This window comes from Reyranella sp. (assembly GCF_044224635.1).
Taxonomy (GTDB): Bacteria; Pseudomonadota; Alphaproteobacteria; order Reyranellales; family Reyranellaceae; genus Reyranella.
Genome location: NZ_JBGAKA010000032.1, coordinates 43,402 through 67,471 on the forward strand (window position 1 = coordinate 43,402; position 24,070 = coordinate 67,471).

21 protein-coding genes and 2 pseudogenes are annotated in these 24,070 nt (G+C 67.5%); 14 read left to right on the top strand and 9 right to left on the bottom strand.

Annotated features, from left to right (window positions below):
• Positions 1-19: 19 nt before the first annotated feature.
• The 4 genes and pseudogenes from ACILR9_RS24630 to ACILR9_RS24645 form a co-directional block, all read left to right on the top strand.
• A pseudogene (locus ACILR9_RS24630) lies at positions 20-667 on the top strand (acyl-CoA dehydrogenase family protein); the annotation flags it as partial.
• 88 nt (positions 668-755) lie between these two features.
• Positions 756-1,139, top strand: a complete 384-nt coding sequence (locus tag ACILR9_RS24635) for an acyl-CoA dehydrogenase family protein (protein ID WP_395712655.1) — start codon at positions 756-758, stop codon at positions 1,137-1,139.
• A gap of 29 nt (positions 1,140-1,168) precedes the next feature.
• Positions 1,169-2,305: pseudogene (locus tag ACILR9_RS24640) on the top strand (CaiB/BaiF CoA transferase family protein); the annotation flags it as partial.
• Positions 2,302-3,420 carry a CaiB/BaiF CoA transferase family protein gene (locus ACILR9_RS24645; protein WP_395712616.1) on the top strand — a complete coding sequence of 373 codons (1,119 nt, stop codon included), beginning with the start codon at positions 2,302-2,304 and terminating at the stop codon, positions 3,418-3,420. The pseudogene ACILR9_RS24640 and the gene ACILR9_RS24645, both read left to right, overlap by 4 nt.
• A gap of 4 nt (positions 3,421-3,424) precedes the next feature.
• Here the strand turns inward: ACILR9_RS24645 and ACILR9_RS24650 are convergent, their stop codons facing one another.
• The 8 genes from ACILR9_RS24650 to ACILR9_RS24685 form a co-directional block, all read right to left on the bottom strand.
• A complete protein-coding gene (locus ACILR9_RS24650; RefSeq protein WP_395712617.1) occupies positions 3,425-4,114 on the bottom strand; it encodes a hypothetical protein in 690 nt (229 codons plus the stop codon).
• Between the two features lie 4 nt (positions 4,115-4,118).
• On the bottom strand, positions 4,119-5,909 hold the full coding sequence (locus ACILR9_RS24655) for an acyl-CoA dehydrogenase family protein (RefSeq protein ID WP_395712618.1): 1,791 nt from the start codon (positions 5,907-5,909) through the stop codon (positions 4,119-4,121).
• 277 nt (positions 5,910-6,186) lie between these two features.
• Positions 6,187-6,921 (bottom strand): NAD-dependent deacylase, encoded by a 735-nt coding sequence (locus tag ACILR9_RS24660; protein WP_395712619.1) that lies wholly within the window; start codon positions 6,919-6,921, stop codon positions 6,187-6,189.
• Positions 6,922-6,969: 48 nt separating this feature from the next.
• Positions 6,970-7,695 (bottom strand): ABC transporter ATP-binding protein, encoded by a 726-nt coding sequence (locus tag ACILR9_RS24665; RefSeq protein WP_395712620.1) that lies wholly within the window; start codon positions 7,693-7,695, stop codon positions 6,970-6,972.
• On the bottom strand, positions 7,688-8,440 hold the full coding sequence (locus ACILR9_RS24670) for an ABC transporter ATP-binding protein (protein WP_395712621.1): 753 nt from the start codon (positions 8,438-8,440) through the stop codon (positions 7,688-7,690). The genes ACILR9_RS24665 and ACILR9_RS24670 overlap by 8 nt, the downstream gene beginning before the upstream one ends.
• On the bottom strand, positions 8,437-9,366 hold the full coding sequence (locus tag ACILR9_RS24675; RefSeq protein ID WP_395712622.1) for a branched-chain amino acid ABC transporter permease: 930 nt from the start codon (positions 9,364-9,366) through the stop codon (positions 8,437-8,439). The genes ACILR9_RS24670 and ACILR9_RS24675 overlap by 4 nt, the downstream gene beginning before the upstream one ends.
• Before the next feature lie 2 nt (positions 9,367-9,368).
• Positions 9,369-10,247 carry a branched-chain amino acid ABC transporter permease gene (locus ACILR9_RS24680; RefSeq protein WP_395712623.1) on the bottom strand — a complete coding sequence of 293 codons (879 nt, stop codon included), beginning with the start codon at positions 10,245-10,247 and terminating at the stop codon, positions 9,369-9,371.
• 169 nt (positions 10,248-10,416) lie between these two features.
• Positions 10,417-11,577, bottom strand: a complete 1,161-nt coding sequence (locus ACILR9_RS24685) for an ABC transporter substrate-binding protein (RefSeq protein ID WP_395712624.1) — start codon at positions 11,575-11,577, stop codon at positions 10,417-10,419.
• A 413-nt stretch (positions 11,578-11,990) separates the two neighbouring features.
• Here ACILR9_RS24685 and ACILR9_RS24690 point away from each other — a divergent pair, with 413 nt between their 5' ends.
• Complete coding sequence (locus ACILR9_RS24690) at positions 11,991-12,476, top strand: low molecular weight protein-tyrosine-phosphatase (RefSeq protein WP_395712625.1); 486 nt, start codon at positions 11,991-11,993, stop codon at positions 12,474-12,476.
• Between the two features lie 87 nt (positions 12,477-12,563).
• Here ACILR9_RS24690 and ACILR9_RS24695 read toward each other — a convergent pair whose 3' ends face one another.
• The gene (locus ACILR9_RS24695; protein ID WP_395712626.1) at positions 12,564-14,729 is read right to left on the bottom strand and encodes a N,N-dimethylformamidase beta subunit family domain-containing protein; all 2,166 of its coding nucleotides are present in this window, start codon (positions 14,727-14,729) and stop codon (positions 12,564-12,566) included.
• 240 nt (positions 14,730-14,969) lie between these two features.
• Here ACILR9_RS24695 and ACILR9_RS24700 point away from each other — a divergent pair, with 240 nt between their 5' ends.
• The 9 genes from ACILR9_RS24700 (at position 14,970) to ACILR9_RS24740 (ending at position 24,069) form a co-directional block, all read left to right on the top strand.
• Positions 14,970-15,956, top strand: a complete 987-nt coding sequence (locus tag ACILR9_RS24700; protein WP_395712627.1) for a Bug family tripartite tricarboxylate transporter substrate binding protein — start codon at positions 14,970-14,972, stop codon at positions 15,954-15,956.
• A complete protein-coding gene (locus tag ACILR9_RS24705) occupies positions 15,953-16,996 on the top strand; it encodes a phosphotriesterase (RefSeq protein WP_395712628.1) in 1,044 nt (347 codons plus the stop codon). The genes ACILR9_RS24700 and ACILR9_RS24705 overlap by 4 nt, the downstream gene beginning before the upstream one ends.
• 284 nt (positions 16,997-17,280) lie before the next feature.
• Entirely contained in the window at positions 17,281-17,631 is a 351-nt protein-coding gene (locus tag ACILR9_RS24710; RefSeq protein ID WP_395712629.1) for an endonuclease domain-containing protein, read from the top strand.
• Between the two features lie 361 nt (positions 17,632-17,992).
• Positions 17,993-19,171, top strand: a complete 1,179-nt coding sequence (locus ACILR9_RS24715; RefSeq protein ID WP_395712630.1) for an amidohydrolase family protein — start codon at positions 17,993-17,995, stop codon at positions 19,169-19,171.
• Complete coding sequence (locus ACILR9_RS24720; protein ID WP_395712656.1) at positions 19,141-19,521, top strand: hypothetical protein; 381 nt, start codon at positions 19,141-19,143, stop codon at positions 19,519-19,521. The genes ACILR9_RS24715 and ACILR9_RS24720 overlap by 31 nt, the downstream gene beginning before the upstream one ends.
• A gap of 354 nt (positions 19,522-19,875) precedes the next feature.
• The gene (locus ACILR9_RS24725) at positions 19,876-20,013 is read left to right on the top strand and encodes a hypothetical protein (protein WP_395712631.1); all 138 of its coding nucleotides are present in this window, start codon (positions 19,876-19,878) and stop codon (positions 20,011-20,013) included.
• 710 nt (positions 20,014-20,723) lie between these two features.
• Positions 20,724-21,686 (top strand): TauD/TfdA dioxygenase family protein, encoded by a 963-nt coding sequence (locus ACILR9_RS24730; protein WP_395712632.1) that lies wholly within the window; start codon positions 20,724-20,726, stop codon positions 21,684-21,686.
• Between the two features lie 244 nt (positions 21,687-21,930).
• The gene (locus ACILR9_RS24735) at positions 21,931-22,794 is read left to right on the top strand and encodes a Fic family protein (RefSeq protein WP_395712633.1); all 864 of its coding nucleotides are present in this window, start codon (positions 21,931-21,933) and stop codon (positions 22,792-22,794) included.
• A gap of 48 nt (positions 22,795-22,842) precedes the next feature.
• Complete coding sequence (locus tag ACILR9_RS24740) at positions 22,843-24,069, top strand: MFS transporter (protein ID WP_395712634.1); 1,227 nt, start codon at positions 22,843-22,845, stop codon at positions 24,067-24,069.
• The last annotated feature ends 1 nt before the right edge of the window (position 24,070 follow it).

The following is a 24,070-nucleotide window of genomic DNA, read 5'->3' on the forward strand; positions in this document are numbered from 1 at the left end:
TGGGGTGACGGAGGGTTGGATGGACGGGTCAAGGAACAGCATCGACAAGGCCGACGAGGCCCAGCTCCTGGCGACGATCGACCGCTGGGTCGAGCGCGAGGTGGCGCCCCGGGTCAAGGAGTTCGACCATGCCGACCGCTGGCCGGCCGAGCTGGTCGAGCAGATGAAGGAGCTCGGCCTGTTCGGCGCCACCGTCAGCCCGGAGTACGGCGGGCTCGGCCTGCCGGCGCGCACCTACGCCGAGATCGTGATCCGCATCTCCTCGGTGTGGATGGCGCTGACCGGCATCTTCAACTCGCACCTGATGCTGGCGCTGGCGATCGAGAAGTTCGGCACCGAGCCGCAGCGTCGCCACTGGCTGCCCAGGCTCGCCTCGGGCGAGGTGCGCGGCGGGCTGGCGCTGACCGAGCCCGACGCCGGCACCGACCTGCAGGCGATCCGGCTGACGGCACGGCGCGAGGGTGACCACTACGTGCTGAACGGCACCAAGACCTGGATCTCCAACGGCGTCGAGGGCTCGTGTTTCGCCCTGCTGGTCAAGACCAACCCGGAGGCCTCGCCGCGCTACTCGGGCATGAGCCTGTTCATCGCCCCCAAGGGTCCTGGCTTCCGGGTCGGCCGCAAGCTCGAGAAGCTCGGCTACAAGTCGATCGATTCGGGCGAGCTGATCTTCGAGGACTACCGCGTGCCGGCCGACCATCTGATCGGCGAGCATCAATGTCGCGGCGCGCGGCGTCGGCATCGCCGAGGGCGCGCTGCGGCTCGCCACCAGCTACTCGCAGATCCGCAAGACCTTCGGCAAGCCGATCTGCGAGCACCAGGCGATCCAGCTCAAGCTCGGCGAGATGGCAACGCGCGCCCGTGCCGCGCGCCTGCTTACGCTCGATGCCGCCGACTCGTTCGATCGCGGCGAGCGCTGCGACCTCGAGGCCGGCATGGCGAAGTATTTCGCCTCCGAGGCCGCGCTCGAGAACAGCATCGAATCGATGCGCATCCACGGCGCCTACGGCTACTCCAAGGAGTTCGATATCGAGCGGCTCTATCGCGATGCGCCGCTCACCTGCATCGGCGAGGGCACCAACGAGATGCAGCGCATCATCATCGCCCGCCAGTGGATCAAGCGGCACGCCGAGCTATGAAAGCGGACGCCAAGCCGCTGACGGGTATCCGCGTCCTCACCCTGGAGCAGTTCGGCGCCGGCCCGTACGGCACCATGTTCCTGGCCGAGCTGGGTGCCGAGGTGATCAAGGTCGAGGCGCCCGAGGGCGATCCCTCGCGCCAGGTCGGGCCGTACAAGCTCGGGCCCAACGACAGCGAATACTTCCAGGCCTGGAACCTCGGCAAGAGCAGCGTGACCCTCGACATCAAGTCGCCGGAAGGCCGGCGGCAGTTCGAGGCGCTGGTCAAGACCGCCGACTGCGTGGTCAACAATCTGCGCGGCACTCAGCCGGCCAGGCTCGGCATCGACTATGCGAGCCTGGCGCCCCTCAAGCCATCGATCGTCTGCCTGCACATCTCGGCCTACGGGCGCAGCAACGAGCGCGCCGACTGGCCGGGCTACGATTTCCTGATGCAGGCCGAGGCCGGGCTCATGGAGCTGACGGGCGAACCGGACGGTCCGCCGACCCGCGTCGGCGTCTCGCTGATCGACAGCATGAGCGGCCTGACCGGCATCGTCGGCCTGTTGTCCTGCCTGCTGCGCGCCAAGATGACGGGGCAGGGCTGCGACGTCGAGACCTGCCTCTACGACGTCGCCATGCACCAGCTGACCTATCCCGGCGTGTGGTACCTCAACGAAGGCGACGTCTCGCCGCGCGTGCCGCGCAGCGCCCATCTGTCGCTGGCGCCGGTCCAGACCTTCCCGACGAAGGACGGCTGGATCTTCATCATGTGCATGACCCAGAAATTCTGGCTGTCGCTGGTCGCGGCGATGGGCCGCGAGGATCTGCTCGACGATCCGCGCTTCGCCGACCCCAACAGCCGCGCCGTGCATCGCGCCCCGCTCATCGATGCGCTCGACCCGACGTTCCGCACCCGCACGACCGACGACTGGCTGGCCACCTTCAACGGCCTGCTGCCGGCGGCGCCGGTCTACCCGCTCGATCGTGCGCTCGACAGCGGCTTCGCCCGCGCCACCGGCATGGTCTCCGCCGTCCGCCATCCGGTGAAGGGCGAGCTGCGCGTCATCGCCAACCCGATCCGCATCGACGGCGAGCGGCCCGCCCAGGCCGCCTGCGCCCCGCTCGGCGCCGACAATGACGTCCTCCTCGGCCAGAACGACTCGCTCCTGGACAAGACTGCATGAAGCTCGAAGGTTTGAAAGTCGTCGATCTCTCCTGGTTCTTGCCGGGGCCGTATCTCACCACGGCGTTGGCCGATCACGGTGCCGAGGTCATCAAGGTCGAGCCGCCGGACGGCGATCCCGGCCGCCATATCCGGCCGCCCGATGAGCGCACCTCGGTGTTCTTCCGCAACATGGGCCGCGGCAAGAAGAGCGTCGTGCTCGATCTCAAGAGCGAGCAGGGCCGCGCCGATCTCTTCCGCTTGGCTTGCACCGCCGACGTGCTGGTCGAATCCTTCCGTCCCGGCGTCGCGGCGCGCTTCGGGGTCGGCTACGAGGCGGTGAAGGCAAGGAACCCCGGCATCGTCTATTGCTCGATCAGCGCTTTCGGCCAGGACGGCGCCTATCCCGGCCGGGCGGCGCACGATCTCGCGCTCGAGGCGATGACCGGCGTGCTGTCGCTCACCCTGGGCGACGATGGGCGGCCGGCGATCCCGGGTATTCCCGTCGCCGATTTGGTGAGCGGCCTGCATGGCCTGAGCGGCGTGCTGATGGCGCTGCTGCGCCGCCAGACCACGGGCCAGGGCGACCACATCGACGTCAGCATGCACGAGGCGCTGATGGCGTCGTGCGCCAACGTCGTCGGCAGCGCCTTCACCGACGGCACGCAGCCCGACGTGAAGAACCAGCGCACCACTGGCGGCGCCGCCTTCTACCGCATCTACGACACATCGGACGGCCGCCAGCTCGTGCTCGCCGGCCAGGAGATGAAGTTCATCCGCAATCTTTTGAACGCGCTCGGCAAGCCCGAGCTCATCGAGCTCTGCGAATGGCCCGGTGCGCACCAGAAGCCGGTGATGGATTTCCTGGCCGCCACCTTCCGCGCCAGGCCGCTGGCGCACTGGATGCAATGGCTCGACACGCTCGACATCTGCTACGGGCCGGTCAATACGCTGCCCGAGGCGATCGCCGACGCCAATCTCGCCAAGCGCGCCGCCGTCGTCGTGGCCGACGACGGCCGCAAGCATTTCGCGCCCGTCGTGCGCTTCAGGGACGAGCCGTCGCAGCCGCTCTATCGCGAGCCGCTGCTGGGCGAGCATACCGAGGAGGTGCTGTCACGCGGGCGGCCGGCGCGATGAGCGCCTACTCGACCGGCGCCGCGATCTGCGCCGGCGTCATCCCTTCCTTCTCCTCGCGCAACAGCACGTAGAAGATGGTCGGCAGCGGGTACACCACGGTGGCCGCGAGGGCGCTGTAGATCCAGGCGACGAGCCGCGCCAGCGAGCCGTGGCCCAGCACCAGCAAGATCACCGCGGCACCGACCATGAAGATGACTGCCCACAGCAGGAAGGTCAGCAGGATGGCCACCCGCCGGAAACGGGTCAGGTCGGCGCTGCGCGAGAAGGCGGCACCGAAGTCCAGGCGCTCCGCCATCATGGCGGGGATGGTGACAGCCCACAGCGGCAGCAGGATGAGGGGCGGGATGATCAGGAACGCCGACAGCCCGATCACCAGGTACTGGACCACGCCCACCAACATGAGCTGCACGACCATCGGCGCCTGCATCTGCCGGAACATCGACTCCCAATCCGGCTTGCGCCCCTTGGCGAGCTGGAAGGTGCCCCAGGTGATGCAGATCGAGGTCGCCGCGCCGCATACCAGATGGACGATGCCGCTCAGGACCCCCAGGCTCAGCAAATCGACCACGAGCGAGATCGCCCCGAACACCAGGGTAATCGTGACGAAGGCCGCGAAATTGTCGCGGGCCATGAGATAGGACCGCTCCAGCACGGAGGTGACGGTCCACGACGGCGGGGGCGGGACGGCGGTCATGCCGTCATCCTAGCAGAGACACCGCCTTGGCGAGAGTCACCGGCCTGTCCTGCAGCAGCAGGTCCATGGCTTCTTCCTCCCAGGCGGAGTCGCCCAGCGCCAGCGGATCGTGCGGCGCCAGCCGATGCTCCAGCACGAGGCGCGACAGCAGCAGGCGCCTTGCATCGCCGCCCCGCGCGCCGAGCGCCGCGCCCTCCCAGGCCATCAACGCCGCCGTCGCCGCGTGATAGAGCGCGCCCGCCGCCTGGCGGCAGCGCTTCTCCTGCCGCGGGTCGGCGGCGACCGCTTCGACGAAGCGCTCGACGCGGTCGAGCATGCTGCCGAGCAGGCCCTTGTACTGGCCGGGCAGCGCGGCTGAGGGCTCGTACTTGTCGCGCAGCGCCGCGGTGAGCGTCTTGTGGCCTTCCGACTTGCCGACGGCGCGCTGCACGACGTCGAGCGCATTGATGTTCGACGTGCCCTCCCACAAGGTGCCGATCTGCGCGTCGCGCACCAAGCGGGCGGTCACCCATTCCTCGATGTAGCCGATGCCGCCCCTCACCTCGAGTGTGTGGCTGGCGACCGGGATGTTGTCGCGGCAGGCGCGGAACTTGTAGACCGGGGTCAGGATGCGCAGCAGGTTGGCGGCAGCATGATCGCCCTTGTCGGCGCGGCCCATCGTGTCGGCCGAGAAGGCGTACATCGACAGCGCCTGCTCGGTCGGCAGCATGATCTTCAACAGCTGGCGGCGCAGCAGCGGATAGTCGAAGAGGGCGCGGCCGAAGGCGCGCCGGCCGCGCGCCGCCAGCAGCGCCTCGTTGAGGCAGCGCCGCATCATGGCGGCGGCGCGCACGCCGTGGCTGAGCCGGGAGAGATTGACCTGGCTCATCATCTGCTTGAAGCCCTGCGCCAGATCGCCGACCAGCCAGGCCGTCGCGCCGTCAAGCGCGATCTCGCCCGAGGCCATCGAGCGCGTGCCGAGCTTGTCCTTCAGCCGCACGATGCGATAGCTGTTTCGGCTGCCATCCTCGAGGCGGCGCGGCAGGGCGAACATGCCGAGCCCCCTGGTGCCGGGCGCCGCGCCGCGCGGCCGCGCCAGCATCAGGGCGATGTCGGCGTCGGCGTGGCTGCAGAACCATTTCTGGCCGAAGATGCGCCAGCGCTCGATGCCGTCGGCGCCGACGCCGATCCGCTCGGCCTCGGTCTCGATCGCGCCGACGTCGGAGCCGCCCGCCTTCTCGGTCATCAGCTGGGCGGCCTTCATCATGCGAGCGGGATCCTGGCTCAGCAGCCGATCGAGCAGCAGACGCCTCAGCGCGGCCGAGCCGTGCGTCTTGAAGGTGAAGTTCGAGGTGTCCGACATCGACACCGGGCACATCAGGCCGAACTCGGCCTGCACGAACAGGTAGGTGAAGGCGTACTTGACCAGCGGATGGGCAGTCTCCGTCATGCCGAGGACGCCGGCGCGATGGCTCACGGCGTGCATGCCGTATTCCTCGAAGGCGATCTTCTCCATCTCGCGATAGGCCGGGTGGTAGTCGATCCAGTCCTCGTCGCGGCCGAAGCGGTCGCGCTGATGCAGCACCGGCGGATGGCGGTCGGCGATCATGGCGAGCTCGTCGAGCCGCGTGCCGGCGAGCGCCCCCAGCCGCGCGAAATGCGGCGTCATCGCCTCGTGCAAACCAGGTTCCAGGTAAAGCGACATCAGGTCCTGGAACTGCCGATCGATAGCGTAGAAATCGAGCCCGTGCGCGTCGGGCGCGATGTAGTGCGCGCCGAACCGTTCGGTCGCCAGGGGAGCCGTCACGTCGGGCATGGTGTTTCCTCGTTGCTCGTCACCGTATGTGCACCGGTTGAGGGCATGGTGGAAGGCCCCTCATTTGCCTCCCCAACGAAGTTGGGGAGGTGCTCCCGCAATCGGGGGCGGAGGAGCCATGAGCCTTCGCTGGGACCGCGCCACTCCCGTGGCGCTCATGCTCTTGCCGACGGCGGGCGTCCCGCCCGCTCATCGATTCATTTCGTCGTCCTGATCGCGCCGAAGGGCTTCGCCGCCGCTCGCCGCGAGCGTGGTTTGCAACAGAGCTCGAGGCGCTCTACCGCCAACCGTGCCGCAGCACGCGCTCGACATAGGGCGGGACGACTTGCGTCGCCGGACCGTAGATGTGCTCGTGGAAGAGGTCCCGGTTGTCGGTCGGCTCGAGGTTGAGCTCGACGGTATGGGCGCGGGCGCGGTGGCGGCGGACCTCTAGCACGAAGCCGGCGGCCGGGTAGACCTCGCCCGAGGTGCCGATCGCCAGGAACAGGCCGCAGCGCTCGAGGGCGGCGTGAATCTCGTCCATGTGCTGGGGCATCTCGCCGAACCAGACGATGTTGGGTCGGAGCTCGCCCACCGCCTGGCAGCCGGGGCAGATCGACCGCGGCGTGAGATCGACATCCGATTCCAAGACGTGGCCGCAGCGCATGCAGCGGATCTCGCCGTCGCGGCCGTGCATGTGCAGGACGTTCCTCGATCCGGCCTGCTCGTGCAGCGGGTCGATGTTCTGCGTCACGATCACGACCTCGCCGCCGTATTCCTTCTCGAGCCGGGCCAGGGCGCGATGGGCGGCGTTGGGCTCGATATGGGCAGCGCGGAACTGGCGCCGGGTGTCGTTGTAGAAATCGAGCACCTTCTTCTTGTCGCGATGCCAGGCCTCGATGGTGGCGACCTCCTCGAGGTTGACACGCTTCCACAGCCCGTCTGAGTCGCGAAACGTGTCGATGCCGCTTTCCTTGGAAATGCCCGCGCCGGTCAGGGCGACGATCGTGGGCGGGAAGAAATCCTGATGCATGCAGTCTGTTTACTCCTCCCCAGCTTCGCTGGGGAGGAGTCGATGTCGTCACACCGTGAGGAACTGATGCACGATGCGCTCGTCGGCGCGCAGATCGGCCGGCGTGCCGGTGAAGCGCACCTCGCCCTTCTCGAGGATGTAGACGCGATCGGCCAGTGCCAGCACGAACTCGAGGTTCTGCTCGGCCAGAACGATCGACAGGCCGGTCGCCTTGAGCTCGGCGACGCGCTGCAGCAGCTGCTCGACGATCAGCGGCGCCAACCCCTCCGACGGCTCGTCGAGCAGCAGCAGCTCGGGGTTGCCCATCAGGGTGCGGGCGATCGTCAGCATCTGCTGCTGGCCGCCCGACAGCACGCCGCCGCGGCGGTCGCGGATCTCGGCAAGGTCGGGGAACAGGGCGAACACCTGCTCCTCTCGCCAAATCGTCTTGCCGCCGGCGCCGGTGCGGCGGGCGATGTCGAGGTTTTCCCATACCGACAGCTCGGGAAAGATGCGCCGGTCCTCCGGCACGAAGCCGATTCCCAACCGGCAGATGCGATGCGGCGCGAGCTGGGCGATGTCCTGGCTCTTCCACACGACCTTGCCGCGCCGGGGCGGCGTAAGGCCGATGATCGAGCGCATGGTCGTGGTCTTGCCGACGCCGTTGCGTCCGATCAGGGCGATGCATTCGCCGGCGCGAACCTCGAGCGAGACGCCGAACAGGACTTGGCTCAGCCCGTAGGAGGTGTGGATGCCGTCGACCCGCAGGAGCTCAACCCTCTGGAGCTCAACCATGTCCATGCTCCCCGAGATAGACGCGCCTCACCTCCGGGTCGTTGCGCACCGCGTCGGGCGCGCCGGAGGCGATGATCTCGCCGTGATGCAGCACCGAGATGCGCTCGGCGATGCCGAACACCACGGACATGTCGTGCTCGGTGAACAGCAGGGTCAGCCCGCGTGCCTTCACGATGTCGCGCACCGAGGCGATGGTCTCGCTGGTCTCCTGCGGCGACATGCCGGCGGTCGGCTCGTCGAGCAGCAGCAGGCGCGGCTGCGAGGCGAGCGCAATCGCCAGCTCGAGCTGCTTCTGCTTGCCGTAGCTCAGCTCGCCGCCGGTCTCCGAGGCCTCGGCCGCGAGGCCGACCAGCTCCAGGAGCTCGCGCGTGCCCTCGCGGTGCAGCGTGCGCCCGGGCCGGAACAGGTTCCATTGCTGGCCTGCGTGTGCGATCAGCGCGACCTGCACGTTCTCGAAGACGGTCAGCCGGGGATAGATGTTGATGCGCTGGAACGAGCGGGCGATGCCCATCCGCACGATCTTCTGCGGCGGCAGGCCGACCAGGGTGCGGCCATCGAACGAGACGCTGCCCTTGTCGGGCCGCAGATGGCCGGTGATGAGATTGAAGAACGTGGTCTTGCCGGCGCCGTTGGGGCCGATCACGGCGTGCACCTCCCCGGCCCGCAGCTCGAACGAGACGTCGCGCGTGGCCACGAAGCCGGAGAACGACTTCCACAGGCCGCCGATGCTCAGCATGGCGCTCATCGCCGGCCTCCGGGCGCCTTCACGCGTCGCGCGAGGCCGATCAGGCCATCGGGCAGGACCAGCACGATGACGAGCAGGATCAGGCCCAGCACGGTCGGCCAGTAGGGCGTGTACTGGTTGGTGAAGGTCTGCAGCAGGTGCAGCACGGCGGCGCCGATGATCGGCCCGATGAAGGAATAGATGCCGCCCAGCAGCACCATGATCAGCACCTGCGCCGATTCGGTCCAGAAGGCGTTCTCGATGTACATGCCGCGGTGATACATGCCGAACAGGGCGCCGGCGAGCCCGCCGAACGCGCCGGCGACGGTGAAGGCAGCCCAGCGCATGCGCCGCGTGTCGACGCCGATGAAGCCCGCGCGCACGGTGTTCTCGCGGATTGCCACCAGGCTGAGGCCGAACGCCGAATGGCAGATCACCCAGAGGGCCGCCACGCCCAGCGTCACCATCGCCAGGGTGAAGTAGAAGTAGCCGACGTGATGGGCGATCATCGCCGGCATCTTGATGCCGGTGAAGCCGTCGTCGCCGCCGGTCACTTCCTTCCACTTGAAGGCTATGCCCCACACCAGCATGGCGAAGGCGAGCGTCAACATGGCGAAGTAGATCTGGGTCAGCCGCACGCAGAAATAGCCCACGACCCCCGCCACCAGCCCGGCCAGCACCACCGCCGCCGGCAGGCTGAGCGCAAGCGGCCAGCCGTAGGTGGTGAGCAGGATGGCGCAGGTATAGCCGCCGATGGCGAAGTAGGCGGCATGCCCGAACGAGATGTTGCCGGTGAAGCCGATCAGCACGTTGAGGCTGAGCGCGAACAGGGCGTAGATCATCACCTCGGTGGTGAGATCGATGGCGTAGCGGCTGCCGGCCAGCGGCAGCAGCGCCAGCACGAGGACGACGATCGCCGAGGCGATCAGGTGATGGCGCTGCGGCATGGTCAGTGTCCCGTCTCGGGGCGGCCCAACAGGCCCCAGGGGCGGATGATCAGCACGACCAGCATCAGCACGTAGGGCAGCACGTCCTGCCAGTTGGGCGCCAGGACCGTGCCGAACTGCACGACGAAGCCGAAGGCGAGCGCCCCCAGGAAGCTGCCCCACATGTTTCCCAATCCACCGATGATGACGATGATGAAGCACTCGTTGATGATCGTGGCATCCATGCCCGGAACCAGGGCGATGCGCGGAGCGGCGAGGGCGCCGCCCACGCCGGCCAGCGCCGAGCCGATGGTGAACACCGCGGCGTAGACCATGGGCACGTTGACGCCAAGCGCCGCCAGCATCTCGCGGTCCTGCGTCGCGGCGCGCACGACGCGGCCCCAGCGCGTGCGGTCGACCACGAACCACATGGCGACCGCGATCAGCGGACCGACGACGCAGAGGAACAGCTGGTACTGCGGCAGGATGACGAATCCCAGATTGACCGCGCCGCCCAGTCCCGGCGGATAGCCCACCGAATACTGGTCGGTGCCCCAGATCATCTTCGCCGCGTCGCTCATCAGCAGCACGATGGCGAAGGTGAACAGGAGCTGCATCAGATGCTCCTTGTCGTAGAGCTGGCGCAGCAGCAGCCGCTCGATCACGAACGCGATCGCCGCCAGCGCGGCGCCGGCCGCCAGCACACCGACGAAAAACGGCGCCCCCCAGGTCTTGGCCACGGTGAAGACGATGTAGGCCCCGAACATGTAGAACATGCCGTGGGCGAAGTTGATCACCCGCAGCACGCCGAAGATCAGGTTGAGGCCGGACGCGATGATGAACATGTTCATGGCCAAGGCCAGGCCATAGAACGCGTTCAGCGTGAACATCGTGAGAGTCATCTGGACAAGTCTCCCCCTCCGTCATCCCGGGAAAGGCGCTTGGGAAGCAAGCGACGTAAGCAGCCCACGGGGCTGCGCAGCCGAGGGACCTCGTCTTGTCGTTGCGGCGACAAGAAAGTTCCCTCGGCTTGGCTCGGGATGACGACTGCGCCGCGGAGCGGCTCGGTCGTCACTTCGGCTGGATGTATTCCGCCGGCTCCATCATGCGGTAGGCGCGGTCGGGCTTCTTGACCATCGGTCCCCAGAACTGGCCGATGTTGGCCTGGTGGGTCTTGGCATCGATCGTGAGCTTGCCGACCGGCGTGCCGATCGAGAGTCCCTCGAGAGCTTCCGCGACCTTGTCGGGGTCGGTCGACTTGGCCTTCTCCATCGCCGCCGCCGTGTACATGACGCCGATATAGCCCAGCACCGCCCATTGCGGCGTTTCCTGGGTGTTGAGCTTCTTGGCGAGCTTGGCCTGGAATTCCTTATGGGAGGGATCGTTGCCGTGGTACCAGAGTTCGTAGGTGTTGGAGATCACGTTGTCCGGGTACTCACCTTTGAGCTCGCCCGCGATCTCGTGGCTGCCGATCTCGCCGCCGGAGATCCACTTGATCTTGTTGAAGAAGCCGAGCGGCGCGGCCTGCTTGACCCACGACACGAAGTGCGGGCCCCACAGGCCCGACAGCACGCCGTCGCAGCCGGCGGCCATGACCTGCGGGATGAACGGGTTGAAGTCGGTGGCGCCGAGCTTGGGCTTGAGCGTCAGCACGACCTTGGCATCGGGCGCGTGCTTGGGCAGCGACTTCAGGATGCCGGCCTCGAGGTCGTTGCCGTAGGCGTAGTCGAGCTCGAGATGACAGAGCTTCGTGAGCTTGTTGCGGCCGGCCAGCAGCGCCATCGTGTCGCCTTCCTGGTCGGTGTTCGCGGAGGTGCGGAACACGTACTTGTGCAGCTTGTCGGTGGTCATCTGGATGGTCTTGGGGATGGTCGAGATATAGACGACCTTCTCCTGCTTGCTGACCTCCGACATGGCCAGCCCGACCGAGGAGGCGAGGCCGCCCAGCACGATGTCGACCTTGTCCTTGGTGATGAGCTCCTTCATCGTCGATGATGCGGTGGCCGGGTTGAGCTTGTCGTCGCGTTCGATCGATTCGATCTTGCGGCCCAGGATGCCGCCCTTGGCGTTCAGCTCCTCGATGGCGAGCTGGTGGCCGGCCATCGCCGGCACGCCGTAGACGGCGCCGCCGCCGGTCAGCGGATAAAGCACGCCGATCTTGATCGGTTGCTGAGCAAAGGCCGTTCCGGCGCTGAAAACGCCGACGGCAACGAGCATTGCGCTGTATTTCATTTATGTTTCCTCCCGACGTGACGCGCCACTTGGGCTTTGCTGCACAGACTCCCCGTTACGCCATGACCAACGCGTGGAGACATCTCGAACGCCGCTCCCTGGACCGGGGAGAGGAAACGAGCTTGTTCCCGCCGCTAATCTGCACGCCGGAGCCGTCATAATTCAAGCTGAGTTCGGCGGAGGCGCTCATCTCATTCTCTTCCCCCAGCTTTTCATTCTCCTCCCCAGCTTCGCTGGGGAGGTGTCCGCGTAATCGCGGACGGAGGGGTCATGAGCCACAGTCCCGCTGCTCATGACCCCTCCGCCCCGTATGACGGGGCACCTCCCCAGCGAAGCTGGGGAGGAAGATGAGAAGCCGGGGAGGAGAGCGAGATGAGCGCCGCTGCCGGCCATTGTGCTAGGCTCATGCCGCCATGCCCCTCGGAATCCTCTTCGTCTGCTCCGGAAACATCTGCCGTTCGCCGATGGCCGAGGGCGTGTTCCGCACCATGGCGGAGCGCGAGGGGGTCGCCGAGTCGTTCTATCTCGACTCGGCCGGCACGCTCGCCGGCCATGTCGGTCAGCCGCCGACGCCGCTCGGCGCCGATGTCGCCGCGCGGCGCGGCTACGACGTCAGTCGTCACCGGGCGCGCCTCGTCGTGGCAGCCGATATCGACCGCTTCGACTACATCCTGGGCATGGATCGCGGCCATGTCGCCGAGCTGCGCTGGATGGCGACCCGGTCGACCATGGACCGGGTCCAGCTTCTCACCGCCTTTGCGCCGCAGGTCGGCGTCGTCGACATCACCGATCCCTATCGCGGCACGCGCGCCGACTACGAGCGCGCGCTCGATCTGATCGAGGCCGGCTGCCGCGGCCTGCTGCGGGCGCTGCTGCCTTATGTCAGGAAAGCGATCTGACAATGGCGGCCGAGCACGGCCGCCCTGTCGGACACGCCAATCGACCGGCGAGAAAGCGATCCGACCGTCAGCAACCCCCATCGGCCATCAGAAAGGCCATTTGAGCCCGAGCTCGCCGAACCTGTTGGCGACGTTGAAGGTGAGCCGCGAGACGTCGTTGTCGTACTTGTTGTGGGGCAGGCTGCCGCAATAGGTGATCGACCCGACCGAGAAGACGGCGCCGCCCTTGGGTTTCTCGATGTAGGTCATGTCGGCGCGGATCAGCTGCTCCAGGGTCTCGCCGGTGATGGTCGTGTCGAGCCCCAGACGCTCCTCGTGGACGACGACGAAGTTCTTGCGGTCGTGGCCTTCCGAGGAGGCCAGCACCACGGCATTGAGCGGGCTGCCCAGCCGGTGGTCGAGCCGGTCGAGCTCGAAGCCTGCCGCGCCGCCGCCCGAGAAGCCGTAGCCGCCGAACAGCTCGTCGTTCACGCCCTCGAACACCCAGGCATGATGATTGTCGCGCGCCGCCGGGCTCTGGCGGTAGGAATCGCCGACGAACCGGCCCTGGCTCGAGAAGCCGATGCCGCACAGCAGGTTGGGCGCCCGGTCAGAGCGCCGCCACAGCCCGCCATAGGCGCCGTCGAAGGCGTGGTAGTACTCGCCCGGCTCGGCCGGCCAGGTGCGGATGCCGCCCTCGGTGCGGCGCACCTCGATGGCGCCCGGCACGGCATCCGACAGCGCCACCCGCCAGTAGAAGCCGTTGCCGCCGAGATACATCAGCCGCCCGCCATTCTCGGTGTAGGCCTGCAGCGCATCGAGCGTGTTGGCGGTGTGGTACTCGGGATGCGTGCCCGTCATCACCACCTTGTAGTGGCTCAGGATGTCGACGCCCTTCTCGTGCAGGTCGTGGTCGGTGACGACGTCGTAGGCGATGCCCATGCGGTCGAGCCAGCCGGTGAGATGGGTATCGGCCGGCAGATGGCGCATGCCCGAGCCGGCCGGGTCGTTGAAGGTGAGATAGTCGGGCCGCCAGCTCAGCAGGGGCCGCAGGTGCGAGGAGTAGGCGACGCCCGACCCGTCGCGATGGAAGTTGTAGGTCGAGAGGCCGTAATCCTTGTTGTCGTCCGGATTGTTGGCTGCCGCCTTCCACTCGGCGACGCGCTTGCGGAACGCCTCGTCGAACAGCCCGCGGGAAAAATTGCCGTACACCTGATAGGTGAAGGTCGAGGCGATGTAGCAGACCTTGGCCTGCGGCTTGCCGATCTGCGGGCGGATGAAGAACGGGATGAAATCGCGGTGCGGGCCGCAGCGCAGCTGCACGGCATAGACGCCGCTCTTCATGCCCTTGGGGATGACGAAGCTGAAGTCGTCCGCCCAGCCGCAATCGTGCAGGTCGTCGTCGTGGAAGTGGATCGCGGCGTAGTGGTGCGGCGCCGTCTTCCAGTCGCGCTCCGCGCCGGTCCAGGCCGAGCCCTTCATGGCCCGGGTCGGCAGGTTGACCAGCCGGCCGTGCAGCCTGTTGGGGCCGGTATCCTCGATCTCCATCGTCGCCATGCGCCGCGTGAAATCCCAGGCGCCGACGCCGGCGATGGCGGGCGCCTCGATCTTGCCGTTGAAGCAGCGCCGGGCCGGACGATCGGTTGCGGACTCGGCGCCGATCAGCACCGGCTGCGGCGCGTCGAGCGACAGGCCAGTGGCGGTGGTAGCGGCGGTGCTGCTGGCCTCGCCTTCGTCGTCGACCGCGAAGGCGCGCTGCAGGGGCTGCTGGCCGACGCGCAGCATGCCGGTCGCCGGGTCCGCGCTCGCCCACACGCGATACCAGGCGCGCGAGCGCAGCTTCTTGCCCACGACGACGCGCGCGCTGCCGGTTTCCAGTGCCATGCCGTCCGGCGTCAGCACCAGGGCGAAGCCGGCGCCGGTGCCCGCATCGCGGCGCGAGATCACGGTCTGCGGCCCGTCCTCGGGCAAGGTCGGCCAGATCACCGCCTCGACCGCGAGCGCCCCCGACAGGGTCACGTCGCGGGCGCCCTCGACGATGGCGTAGGAGCCTGGCCAGGCGTGTTGCTGGCGCGATGCGAAACGGCCGTCGAACAGGTCGGAGCATTCCTCGAGCTTCAGCGGCAGGCCGGAGGCCGGATTGGGATCGCCGCGAATGACCCGCACCAGCATGGCGTGATAGGGACCGGGCCCGACGCTCGAAACCTTGAAGGCGATCCGATCGCCTGAGCGAGCCGACACGCGGTCGGCATATCCCGTCAACGGTGCAGTCACGATCTACTCTCCCCTTTTTCCTCCTTCCCAGCTTCGCTGGGGAGGTGTCCGCGTCTGCGCGGACGGAGGGGTCATGGGCCTCCTCACGTGACTCATGACCCCTCCGCCCCCGACTACGGGGGCACCTCCCCAGCTATGGCGCGGCTCGCGAAGCGAACGAGCCTGAGCTGGGAAGGAGAAAGAGCATACATCGCCGAGCGCTCGCTGAACTATAAAGTCACGAGCTTCAGGAGGAATGTCATGTCGAAGTCGATTCGTCGCCGATCGTTGCTGGGAGCAGCCGTTGCGGCGCCGATGGTGAGCCGCGCCGGCTGGGCGCAGGCGACCTACCCCAACAAGCAGATCCGCATGGTGGTCCCGTTCGCCGCCGCCGGCACGACCGACCTCCTGGGCCGCATCGTCGCCCAGTACCTCACCGAGGTGTGGGGCCAGCAGGTGATCGTCGACAACAAGACCGGCGCCGGCGGCAATGTCGGCGCCGAGCTGGTCGCCAAGGCGCCAGCCGACGGCTACACGCTGTTGCTGGGCACGGTTGGCACCGCCGTCACCAACCAGTACCTCTACAAGAACATGCCGTACGACAGCGTGAAGAGCTTCGCACCGGTGGCGCTGGTCGGCGAGGTGGCGAACGTGCTCGCCGTCCATCCGAGCTTCCCGGCCAAGTCTGTCAAGGAGTTCGTCGAATACTGCAAGACGCAGGGCCCCAACAAGGTGAGCTACGGCTCGCCGGCGGTCGGCGGCACCGGACATCTCGCGATGGAGTATCTGTCGGAGCTCGCCGGCATGCGGCTCGAGCACGTCGTCTATCGCGGCAGCTCGCTGGTGATGAAGGACCTGCTGGCCGGCCACATCCTCACCACCATGGACAACCTGCCGCCCTACCTGCAGCATATCCAGTCCGGCGCGCTGCGCGCCCTCGGCGTCAGCTCGTCCAAGCGCTGGTTCTCGGCGCCCGACGTGCCGACCATCGCCGAGAGCGGCTATCCCGGCTTCGACGCCGCGCCGTGGTGGTACGTGGCGGCGCCGGCCGGCACGCCGGCCGACATCGTCAAGAAGTTGTCGGACGAGATCACCAAGGGCATCAGGAGCGAGGCCGTCATCAAGAAGATCCGCGAGGCCGGCGCCGCCGAGCTGCCGGGCGATGCCGAAGCCCTCACCAAACACATGGTCGCCGAGAACGCCAAGTGGAAGAAGGTCATCGAAGCCGCCAAGCTGGAGCCGCAATGACCCGCGACGAGCTCACCGGGAAAATCCAGACCGTCCTCGGGCCGATCGAGCCCGACGCACTCGGCCGCACGCTGATGCACGAGCACGTGCTGTGCGACATCCGCCCGCCGGGCACACGCGGCGACAACGATCTCGGCCCCGAGATCACGCTCGAGAATGTCTGGCAGATCAACTACGGCCGCGGGCTGAAGCGGGCCGGCCGCAAGTACATGCTCGATCTCGAGGATATCGCCACCCGCGAGGTGGCGATGATGAAGCACGACGGCGGCGACGCCATCGTCGAGCTGAGCTGCGGCGGCCTGTCGCCCGATCCCAACGGCCTGCGCCGCATTGCCGCCGGGACCGGCGTGCATCTGGTCATGGGCTGCGGCTACTACGTCAACGACTATCAGGATGCGCGCAACCACGACCGCAGCGTCGACGATTTCGCCAGCGAGATGATCGGCCAGATCCTGACCGGCGCCTGGGGCACCGACGTGCGCGCCGGCATGATCGGCGAGATCGGCTGCCAGGCGCCGTGGACCGATCTCGAGAAGCGGGTGATGCAGGGCGCCCTGATCGCCGCGTCGGCAACCGGTGCGGCGATCAACGTCCATCCCGGGCGCGATCCCGACCAGCCGCAGGAAGTCGCCGACTTCATCAGGGCGGCCGGCCATCCGACCGAGCGGGTCGTCATCAGCCACATCGACCGCACCATCTTCGACGTCGAGCGCCTGCTGCGGCTGGCCGATTCGGGCGTCACGGTCGAGTTCGACCTGTTCGGCCAGGAGTCGAGCTACTACGGGCTGAGCGACATCGACATGCCCAACGATGCGACGCGGCTCCGCCTGATCCGCGCCCTGATCGACCACGGCCACCTCGACCGCGTCGTGATCAGCCACGACATCTGCTACCGCACCCGCCTCGCAAGCTTCGGCGGCCACGGCTACGGCCACATCTTCCGCAACGTCGTGCCGATGATGAAGAAGCGCCGCTACAGCGAGGACGAGATCGACGCCATCCTCGTGCGCAACCCGAAGCGCCTGCTGACCTTCGCGTAGCCGAGCCACGCTCAGCTACCCTCCCTGCGCACAGCGCGGGGAGGTGCCCCCGCAGGGGGCGGAGGGGTCATGAGCGACACACGTGCTCCCACCCTCCCTGCGCACAGCGCGGGGAGGTGCCCCCGCAGGGGCGGAGGGGTCATGAGCGACACACGTGCTCCCACCCTCCCTGCGCACAGCGCGGGGAGGTGCCCCCGCAGGGGGCGGAGGGGTCATGAGCAACACACGCTTAGATTGCAGTGTTCGTCATATTTGCGTCAAGAGTCCGCGATTATATCTCCAATGTGCTTCACTTCGCCCGCAAACTGCGTACGAACCAGACGGATGCCGAGCGGCGCCTATGGAGTCGCCTGCGCCGCCGCCAATTGGCTGGCTTCAAGTTCAGGCGGCAACATCCCTTCGGCATCTATGTCTGCGATTTCGCCTGCCTCGAGGCGAGGGTCGTTGTCGAGCTGGATGGCAGTCAGCATCTCGATCAGGCACCGCACGACTACCATCGAGATGCAGCGTTGAGAGCCAGCGGCTTTCGGACATTGAGGTTTTGGAATGATGACGTCTTGTTCCGTACGGACAGCGTCGTCGAAACGATCTACGAGGCCTTGCATCGGAAGGAAATGGACGGGCGCTTCGACTGAGGCCCATGACCCCTCCGCCCCTGCGGGGCACCTCCCCGCGCTGCGCGCAGGGAGGAAGCAAGAGAGCGCGTATGTTGCCCATGACCCCTCCGCCCCTGCGGGGCACCTCCCCGCGCTGCGCGCAGGGAGGAAGCAAGAGAGCGCGTGTGTCGCCCATGACCCCTCCGCCCCTGCGGGGCACCTCCCCGCGCTGCGCGCAGGGAGGAAGCAAGAGAGCGCATGTGTCGCCCATGACCCCTCCGCCCCCTGCGGGGGCACCTCCCCGCGCTGCGCGCAGGGAGGGAAGCAAGAGGGCGCGCGCGACAACGACCTGGCGCCATCCTAAGGTCCCTGCGCCAACCACACAGGACATTGTAGCGGCATGATCGTACTCATCAGGAACGCGGCGTGGGTGGTCGCGTGGGACGCCGATCTCGGGCAGCACTTCTACCGCCAGGGCGTCGATGTCGTCTTCGACGGCAACCGGCTCGTCCATATCGATCCGGACTACACCGGGAAGTCCGACCAGATCGTCGACGGCTCGGCGTTCTGCGTGATGCCGGGCATGGTCAATGTCCATACCCATCTGCAGTCGGAGAGCCTGGGGCGCGGCCTGATCGAGGAGCTGGGCAATCCCGCGCTCTACATGACCGGCATCCTCGACGAGAAATCCGTCTTCGTGACCTCCGGCCTCACCGAGCAGGCGGGCGGTGCGACGGCGCAGCTCGCCGCCAATGCGGCCTCGACGCAGAACGCCATCGCCGAGCTGCTGAAGAGCGGGGCCACGACCGTCGTCGATCTCGCGGTGGCCTATGACGGCTGGCTCGACCTGCTGGCCGGCACCGGCATCCGCGCGGTCGCCGCGCCGATGTACCGCGATGCCAAATGGCACGTGCCGACCGGCCATCGGCTCGACTATCTGTGGGACGTCGAGAAGGGGCGGCGCGATTTCGCGACGGCGCTCGCCGCCGTCGACGCTGCGACGCACCATCCCTCGGGGCGGCTCGGCGCCATGATCGCGCCGATGCAGATCGACACCTGCGGCCTCGAGCTGCTGCGCGACAGCCTTGCCGCCGCCCGCCAGCGCCGGCTCAAGATGACCGTGCATTGCTCGCAGCACATCCCCGAGTTCCAGGAGATGGTGCGCCGCCATGGCGTCACGCCGGTGCAGTGGATGCACGAGAACGGGCTGCTCGGTCCCGACACGCTGCTGGGCCACGCCCTCTTCCTCGATCACCATTCGCTGGTTCAATGGTGGACGCGGCGCGACCTCGACCTGCTGGCCGAGACCGGCACGTCGGTCGCCCATTGCCCCGTCGTCTTCTCGCGCTACGGCCAGATGATGGAGGATGTCGGCAGCTACATCCGCAAGGGCGTGAACGTCGCCATCGGCACCGACACCGAGCCGCAGAACATGGCCGAGGAGCTGCGCATGGCGTCGACCATGGGCCGCGCACGCGCCCGGGATGCGGCCGGTGCCATGCCGCGATCGGCGGCGCCAAGGCGCTGGGTCGCGACGATCTCGGCCGGCTGGCGGTCGGCGCCAATGCCGACCTGGTGATGCTGGACCTCGACGCGCCCGGGATGCGGCCGGTGCGCGATCCGCTGCGCAGCTTCGTGTTCAGCGCCGCCGACCGCGCGGTGCGGCATGTCTTCGTCGATGGACGCCAGGTCGTGAAGGACGGCACCGTCCTGACCATCGACTCGGTGCGCGCTGCAGATCGCCGCAGCAGGATGCTCAGCGGAACGCCTGGGCGTCGATTTCCGCGGCCGCAGCGCCGACGAGATCTCGCCGCCGAGCTTTCGCATCGAAGGCCGGAACTAAGCGGGAGTCGCGGACTATGGTCACCCACCTGTCGCTCAGTCGGTCCATCCCGGGTTGGGCGAGAGGTGGGACAGCTCGTATCGTGAGAGTCTCGAGCTCGCGAGCGAGGCCAGCCGGCTGGGCTTCGACTCCATCTGGGCCAGCGAGCATCACGGCGAGGAAGATGGCTTTATTGTCCGTCGCCCATCGTTGCCTGTGCCGCGCTCGCCGCGGCCGCGCCGCGCTGCCGGATCGGCCAGGCGTGGCGCTGGCGCGCTGTACGGCCATCCGCTGCGCCTGGCCGAGGACCTGTCGGTGGTGGACAATATTGGGCGGGCGCCTCGAGATCGGCCTGGGGGCAGGCGGGAATGCCCGGTCGAATTCGAGAGCTTTCCCTGGATAACCAAGGGCGCACACGGGCCTTCGAGGAGTCGCTGGATATCCTGGGCTGGCGTGGCGCGGTGAACGCTTCGACTGACCACGGCCGCATCTACAAAGCTGGTGGCGCGCGCTGCCGGTCCGTCCTGGCCGCCGCTGGTGGGATCGGTGCCGCCGCCTGGAAGGCCCGCGTCCGCGCCGTGCGCTACCGGGCGGGCTGATCGGCGCCGCTGATCGAGCCGCAGCACCTCGCCTGGGCGTGATCGTCACACGACGACGAGGCCGGGCGGTAGCGCCGCGGCGCTGATGCGCGAGGTCCTGGTCGGCGAGTCGGCGGCCGATGCGATCGAGCGGCACCGGCTTCATCGACCATGCTCCATCGCGCAGACGTTCCGAGCGCACCGGGCAGACATACGTCGACCTCGCGACCGGCGAGCTGCTCGCTCACCGGCGAGACAACCCGCTTTACCTTCCTCGAAGCCTTCATGCAGGACCGCTGGTTCCGGCACGCCCGGCGAGATCGCCGCCAAGATGATCGATTGGCTGCCGCGCTTCTTCGCCCGAGCATTTCATCTTCCAGGGCCGCCAGCCCGGGGATGACGCTGCGTCATGGTCGACATGCCCTGGCCGGCGACGTTCGTCGGTGGCCATAAAGCCCGGCTGATTTCAATTTCCTCCAGCTTGCTGTGGCCGGCATTACGTGCGGCCAAAGCCTGAGGTGCCCGTCATGAAGAGGGGTCATGAGCAGCGGGACTGGGGCTCATGACCCGTCGCCGAAAGCGGCGACACCTCCCCAAGCTACGCTTGGGGAGGAGAATGAGAGACGGTCTGGCGCTGGCGCTGGTGATCGGGCCACCGGTATATTGGGCCGTGCGGCATTTCGGTTCGTGAGCGACGGCCGGCGATAGCATCAACGGGTGAGGAGGGAACCATGGCGACGCGCAATTGGCAGGTGAAGCGCCTTTCGGCGGCGCTGGGCGCGGAGGTGACCGGCGTGATCTTGGCCAACGCCGATGCGGCGGAAGCGGCTGACATCCGCAGCCTGCTGCACGAGCACATGGTGCTGCTCTTCCCCGGCCAGTTCATGAGCGCCGACGATCAGATCGCCTTTGGCCGGCATTTCGGCCTGCTCGAAGGCCATCCGAACCTGAAGGAGCGCACGCCCAAGGAGCACCCCGAGCTGTTTCGACTCGTGGCGAGCGAAGGCGGCATCGCCGACGAATGGCACACCGACCTCACCTTCCTGCCGCGCCCGGCGCTGATGTCGATCCTGAACATGAAGCAGTGCCCGGAGGTCGGCGGCGACACCATGTGGTCGAATCTGGTCGCCGCCTATGAAGGCTTGTCGCCGCCGCTGAAGGAGCTGTGCGACGGGTTGAGCGCGCTGCACGATGCCCATCCGCACGACCGGGCGGATCGCATGGCCATCCATCCGGTGGTGCGCATCGACCCTGAGAGCGGCCGCAAGGCGCTCTATGTGAACGAGCACTTCACGCGCCGGATCGTCGAGATGAGCGGCCCGGAAAGCGACCACCTGCTGGCCTACCTCACGCGCTGGGTGCAGCAGCCGCCGTTCACGGTGCGCTACCGCTGGACAGCCGGCACCATCGGTATATGGGACAATCGCTTCACCCAGCACTACGTGGTCAACGACTTTGTCGGCGAGCGGGTGATCGAGCGGGTGACGGTCATGGGCGACCAGGTGCCTGACCGCGCGTCGCGCTGGCGCCCGTGGCCGGAAGTGGTCGGTGGAACGTCGGCCATGAGCCGGCACGATCGGCAGCTCGTGCGGCACCTCAAGGCCGCGCGTCGCGGTCGCAGCGGAATAGCGACGGCGCCCGCAAAAATGCGAGCCGCATCGGCTCGAGGGATAGCGCCGGCAACCCGAGAGTAACGTCGTTGCCATGCCGCTCAAGTGTCTCGTCGCCGTCCGAGGGAAGTCTCATCCCGGCAAACCGGATCTGCCCGTGCTTTCCTCCTGTGATCGATTTTCGGCAGGAAGGCTCAAATTGCGTATCCTTCGACAGATTAGATTGCTTTTCGACAAAGACGATTAGGAGATTTCTTGCTCTCGGGCTCCCCAGGCCATCGCCGAGGGGCATGTCCGGGGAAGCCGGTGTGTCGAGGGCGACTGGACCGTGCTCGACCGGCGTCACGAACCCGGCGAGCTCGCTACCGATCACTTGGCCTTCGCCCTTCGTCATGAGGCGATCGACCTGCTCATCCTCAAGCGGGCTTTCGAAGCAATCGACGCCAAGGAACTGGTGGCCTTCATCAAGGCCACGCCGACCGGCGTTGTGAGCCGCCGCACCTGGTTCTTCTACGAGCGATTGACCGGCCGGACACTTCCTCTCGAGGACGCCAAGGCGATAGCGGCCGCCGACGCCCTCGATCCAGTCGCCTACTTCACCAGCAGTCCGATCCTCTCGAAGCGTCACAGGACCCGCGACAATCTTCTCGGCACCGGAAGCTATTGTCCGATCATCCGTCGCACCTCGGCACTCGCAGCCTTCGTCAGCCGCCGGCTCGCCGAGAAGGCCGCCGAGTTCGTCGGCCGGACGGGTGCGCATCTGATTGCCCGAGCTGCGAGCTTCCTGCTGCTGGCCGACAGCCGTGCCTCATTCGAGATCGAGGGAGAACGCCCGCCGCCGTCGAGACTCGAACGCTGGGGCCGCGCTGTCCTGCAGGCCGGCCGCAACCCGCTGTCATTGGGCGAGCTCGAGCGTCTGCACGGCGTGCTGATCGAGGACAGACGTTTCACAAGAGTTGGCCTGCGCGCGGACGGCGTCTTCATCGGCGATCGTGACCACAACCTCGACCCCTATCCCGAGTTCATCGGCGCCTGCCCATCCGACCTGCCGGCTCTGGTCGACGGCATGATCACAGCCAACGATCGCATGCGCGGCAGCGACCCGGTCCCCTGGGGTCACGGCAGGCGAGCAGGCGGCGGAATTTCTACACCGCCGTTTGCCTTCGAGAGGGAGCGGCAGGGCTTGCAATAACTTAACCAATCGGTTAACTATAGCCTGAGCCCGTTCGAGGAGTACCCGATGAAACTCTACTACGGCTGGGTCGTCGTCGTCGCCGGCGCGCTGATGGGCTGCGTGGCGATCGGTGCCGTGTTCTCGCTGGCGGTGTTCCTGCAGCCCATGGCCGACGCGACGCAGTGGTCGCGCACCGGCGTCTCGAGCGCCATGACGATTGTCTTCCTGGTCATGGGCTTCGCGTCGTTCGGCTGGGGTGCGCTCACCGACCGCTTCGGGCCGATGCCGGTGGTGCTGGCGGGCGGCGTGCTGCTCGGGCTCGGGCTGCTGCTCGCCAGCCGCGCGACGAGCCTGATCGAGTTCCAGCTGATCTACGGCATCATCGTCGGCGCCGCCGCCGGCGCGGTGTTTGTGCCGACCTTCGCCACCATCACCGGCTGGTTCGAGAAGCACCGCAGCCTCGCCGTGTCGCTGGTGTCGGCCGGCATGGGCGTGGCGCCCATGACGGTGTCGCCCTTCGCGAGTTGGCTGATCACGCACTACGACTGGCGGACAGCCCAGCTGATGATCGCCATCCTCGCGTGGGCGGTGCTGGTGCCGACCGCGTTCCTGGTGCGCCGTGCGCCGGCTGAGCCGGATGCGCGCCAGCGCGTCGTCGCCGCGGCGGGCATGCCGATGGGGGCCGCCGATCCCGACATGACGGCCGGCCAGGCGCTCAGCTCGCCGCAATCCTGGGTGCTGGCGCTCACCTATTTCTGCTGCTGCGCCACCCATTCCGGCCCGATCTTCCACACGGTGAGCTACGCCCTCGCCTGCGGGCTGCCGATGATGGCGGCGGTCACCATCTACAGCGTCGAGGGCTTGGCCGGCCTGGGCGGGCGCATCCTGTTCGGCCTGGCGGGCGATCGCTTCGGCGCCAAGCGCGTGCTGGTGACCGGCCTGTTCGCTCAGGCGTTGGGGGCGGGCGCCTACTTCTTCGTGCGTCAGCTCGGCGAGTTCTATGCCGTGGCCGCCGTGTTCGGCCTGATCTATGGTGGCATCATGCCGCTCTACGCGGTGATCGCGCGCGAATACTTCCCGACGCGCATCATGGGCACGGTGATCGGCGCGTCGACCATCTTCTCGAGCCTCGGCATGGCGCTCGGGCCGGCGGTCGGCGGCTGGATCTACGACACCACCGGCGGCTACGGCTGGCTCTACATCGCCTCGGCCGGCATCGGTTTCGGCGCCATGGCGATCGCGCTCTTGTTCCCGCCCTATCCCTCGGATCGCCCGGTCGCACAGCCGGCGTAGC

Excerpts from the sequence above, each read along its gene's own strand:
- ACILR9_RS24660 (WP_395712619.1), bottom strand. The coding sequence starts at position 6,921 with ATGCATCAGGATTTCTTCCCGCCCACGATCGTCGCCCTGACCGGCGCG.
- ACILR9_RS24690 (WP_395712625.1), top strand. The coding sequence starts at position 11,991 with ATGCCCCTCGGAATCCTCTTCGTCTGCTCCGGAAACATCTGCCGTTCG.
- ACILR9_RS24675 (WP_395712622.1), bottom strand. The coding sequence starts at position 9,366 with ATGCCGCAGCGCCATCACCTGATCGCCTCGGCGATCGTCGTCCTCGTG.
- ACILR9_RS24730 (WP_395712632.1), top strand. The coding sequence starts at position 20,724 with ATGGCGACGCGCAATTGGCAGGTGAAGCGCCTTTCGGCGGCGCTGGGC.
- ACILR9_RS24645 (WP_395712616.1), top strand. The coding sequence starts at position 2,302 with ATGAAGCTCGAAGGTTTGAAAGTCGTCGATCTCTCCTGGTTCTTGCCG.
- ACILR9_RS24670 (WP_395712621.1), bottom strand. The coding sequence starts at position 8,440 with ATGAGCGCCATGCTGAGCATCGGCGGCCTGTGGAAGTCGTTCTCCGGC.
- ACILR9_RS24650 (WP_395712617.1), bottom strand. The coding sequence starts at position 4,114 with ATGACCGCCGTCCCGCCCCCGCCGTCGTGGACCGTCACCTCCGTGCTG.
- ACILR9_RS24715 (WP_395712630.1), top strand. The coding sequence starts at position 17,993 with ATGATCGTACTCATCAGGAACGCGGCGTGGGTGGTCGCGTGGGACGCC.
- ACILR9_RS24680 (WP_395712623.1), bottom strand. The coding sequence starts at position 10,247 with ATGACTCTCACGATGTTCACGCTGAACGCGTTCTATGGCCTGGCCTTG.
- ACILR9_RS24740 (WP_395712634.1), top strand. The coding sequence starts at position 22,843 with ATGAAACTCTACTACGGCTGGGTCGTCGTCGTCGCCGGCGCGCTGATG.
- ACILR9_RS24665 (WP_395712620.1), bottom strand. The coding sequence starts at position 7,695 with ATGGTTGAGCTCCAGAGGGTTGAGCTCCTGCGGGTCGACGGCATCCAC.
- ACILR9_RS24705 (WP_395712628.1), top strand. The coding sequence starts at position 15,953 with ATGACCCGCGACGAGCTCACCGGGAAAATCCAGACCGTCCTCGGGCCG.
- ACILR9_RS24700 (WP_395712627.1), top strand. The coding sequence starts at position 14,970 with ATGTCGAAGTCGATTCGTCGCCGATCGTTGCTGGGAGCAGCCGTTGCG.
- ACILR9_RS24685 (WP_395712624.1), bottom strand. The coding sequence starts at position 11,577 with ATGAAATACAGCGCAATGCTCGTTGCCGTCGGCGTTTTCAGCGCCGGA.
- ACILR9_RS24655 (WP_395712618.1), bottom strand. The coding sequence starts at position 5,909 with ATGCCCGACGTGACGGCTCCCCTGGCGACCGAACGGTTCGGCGCGCAC.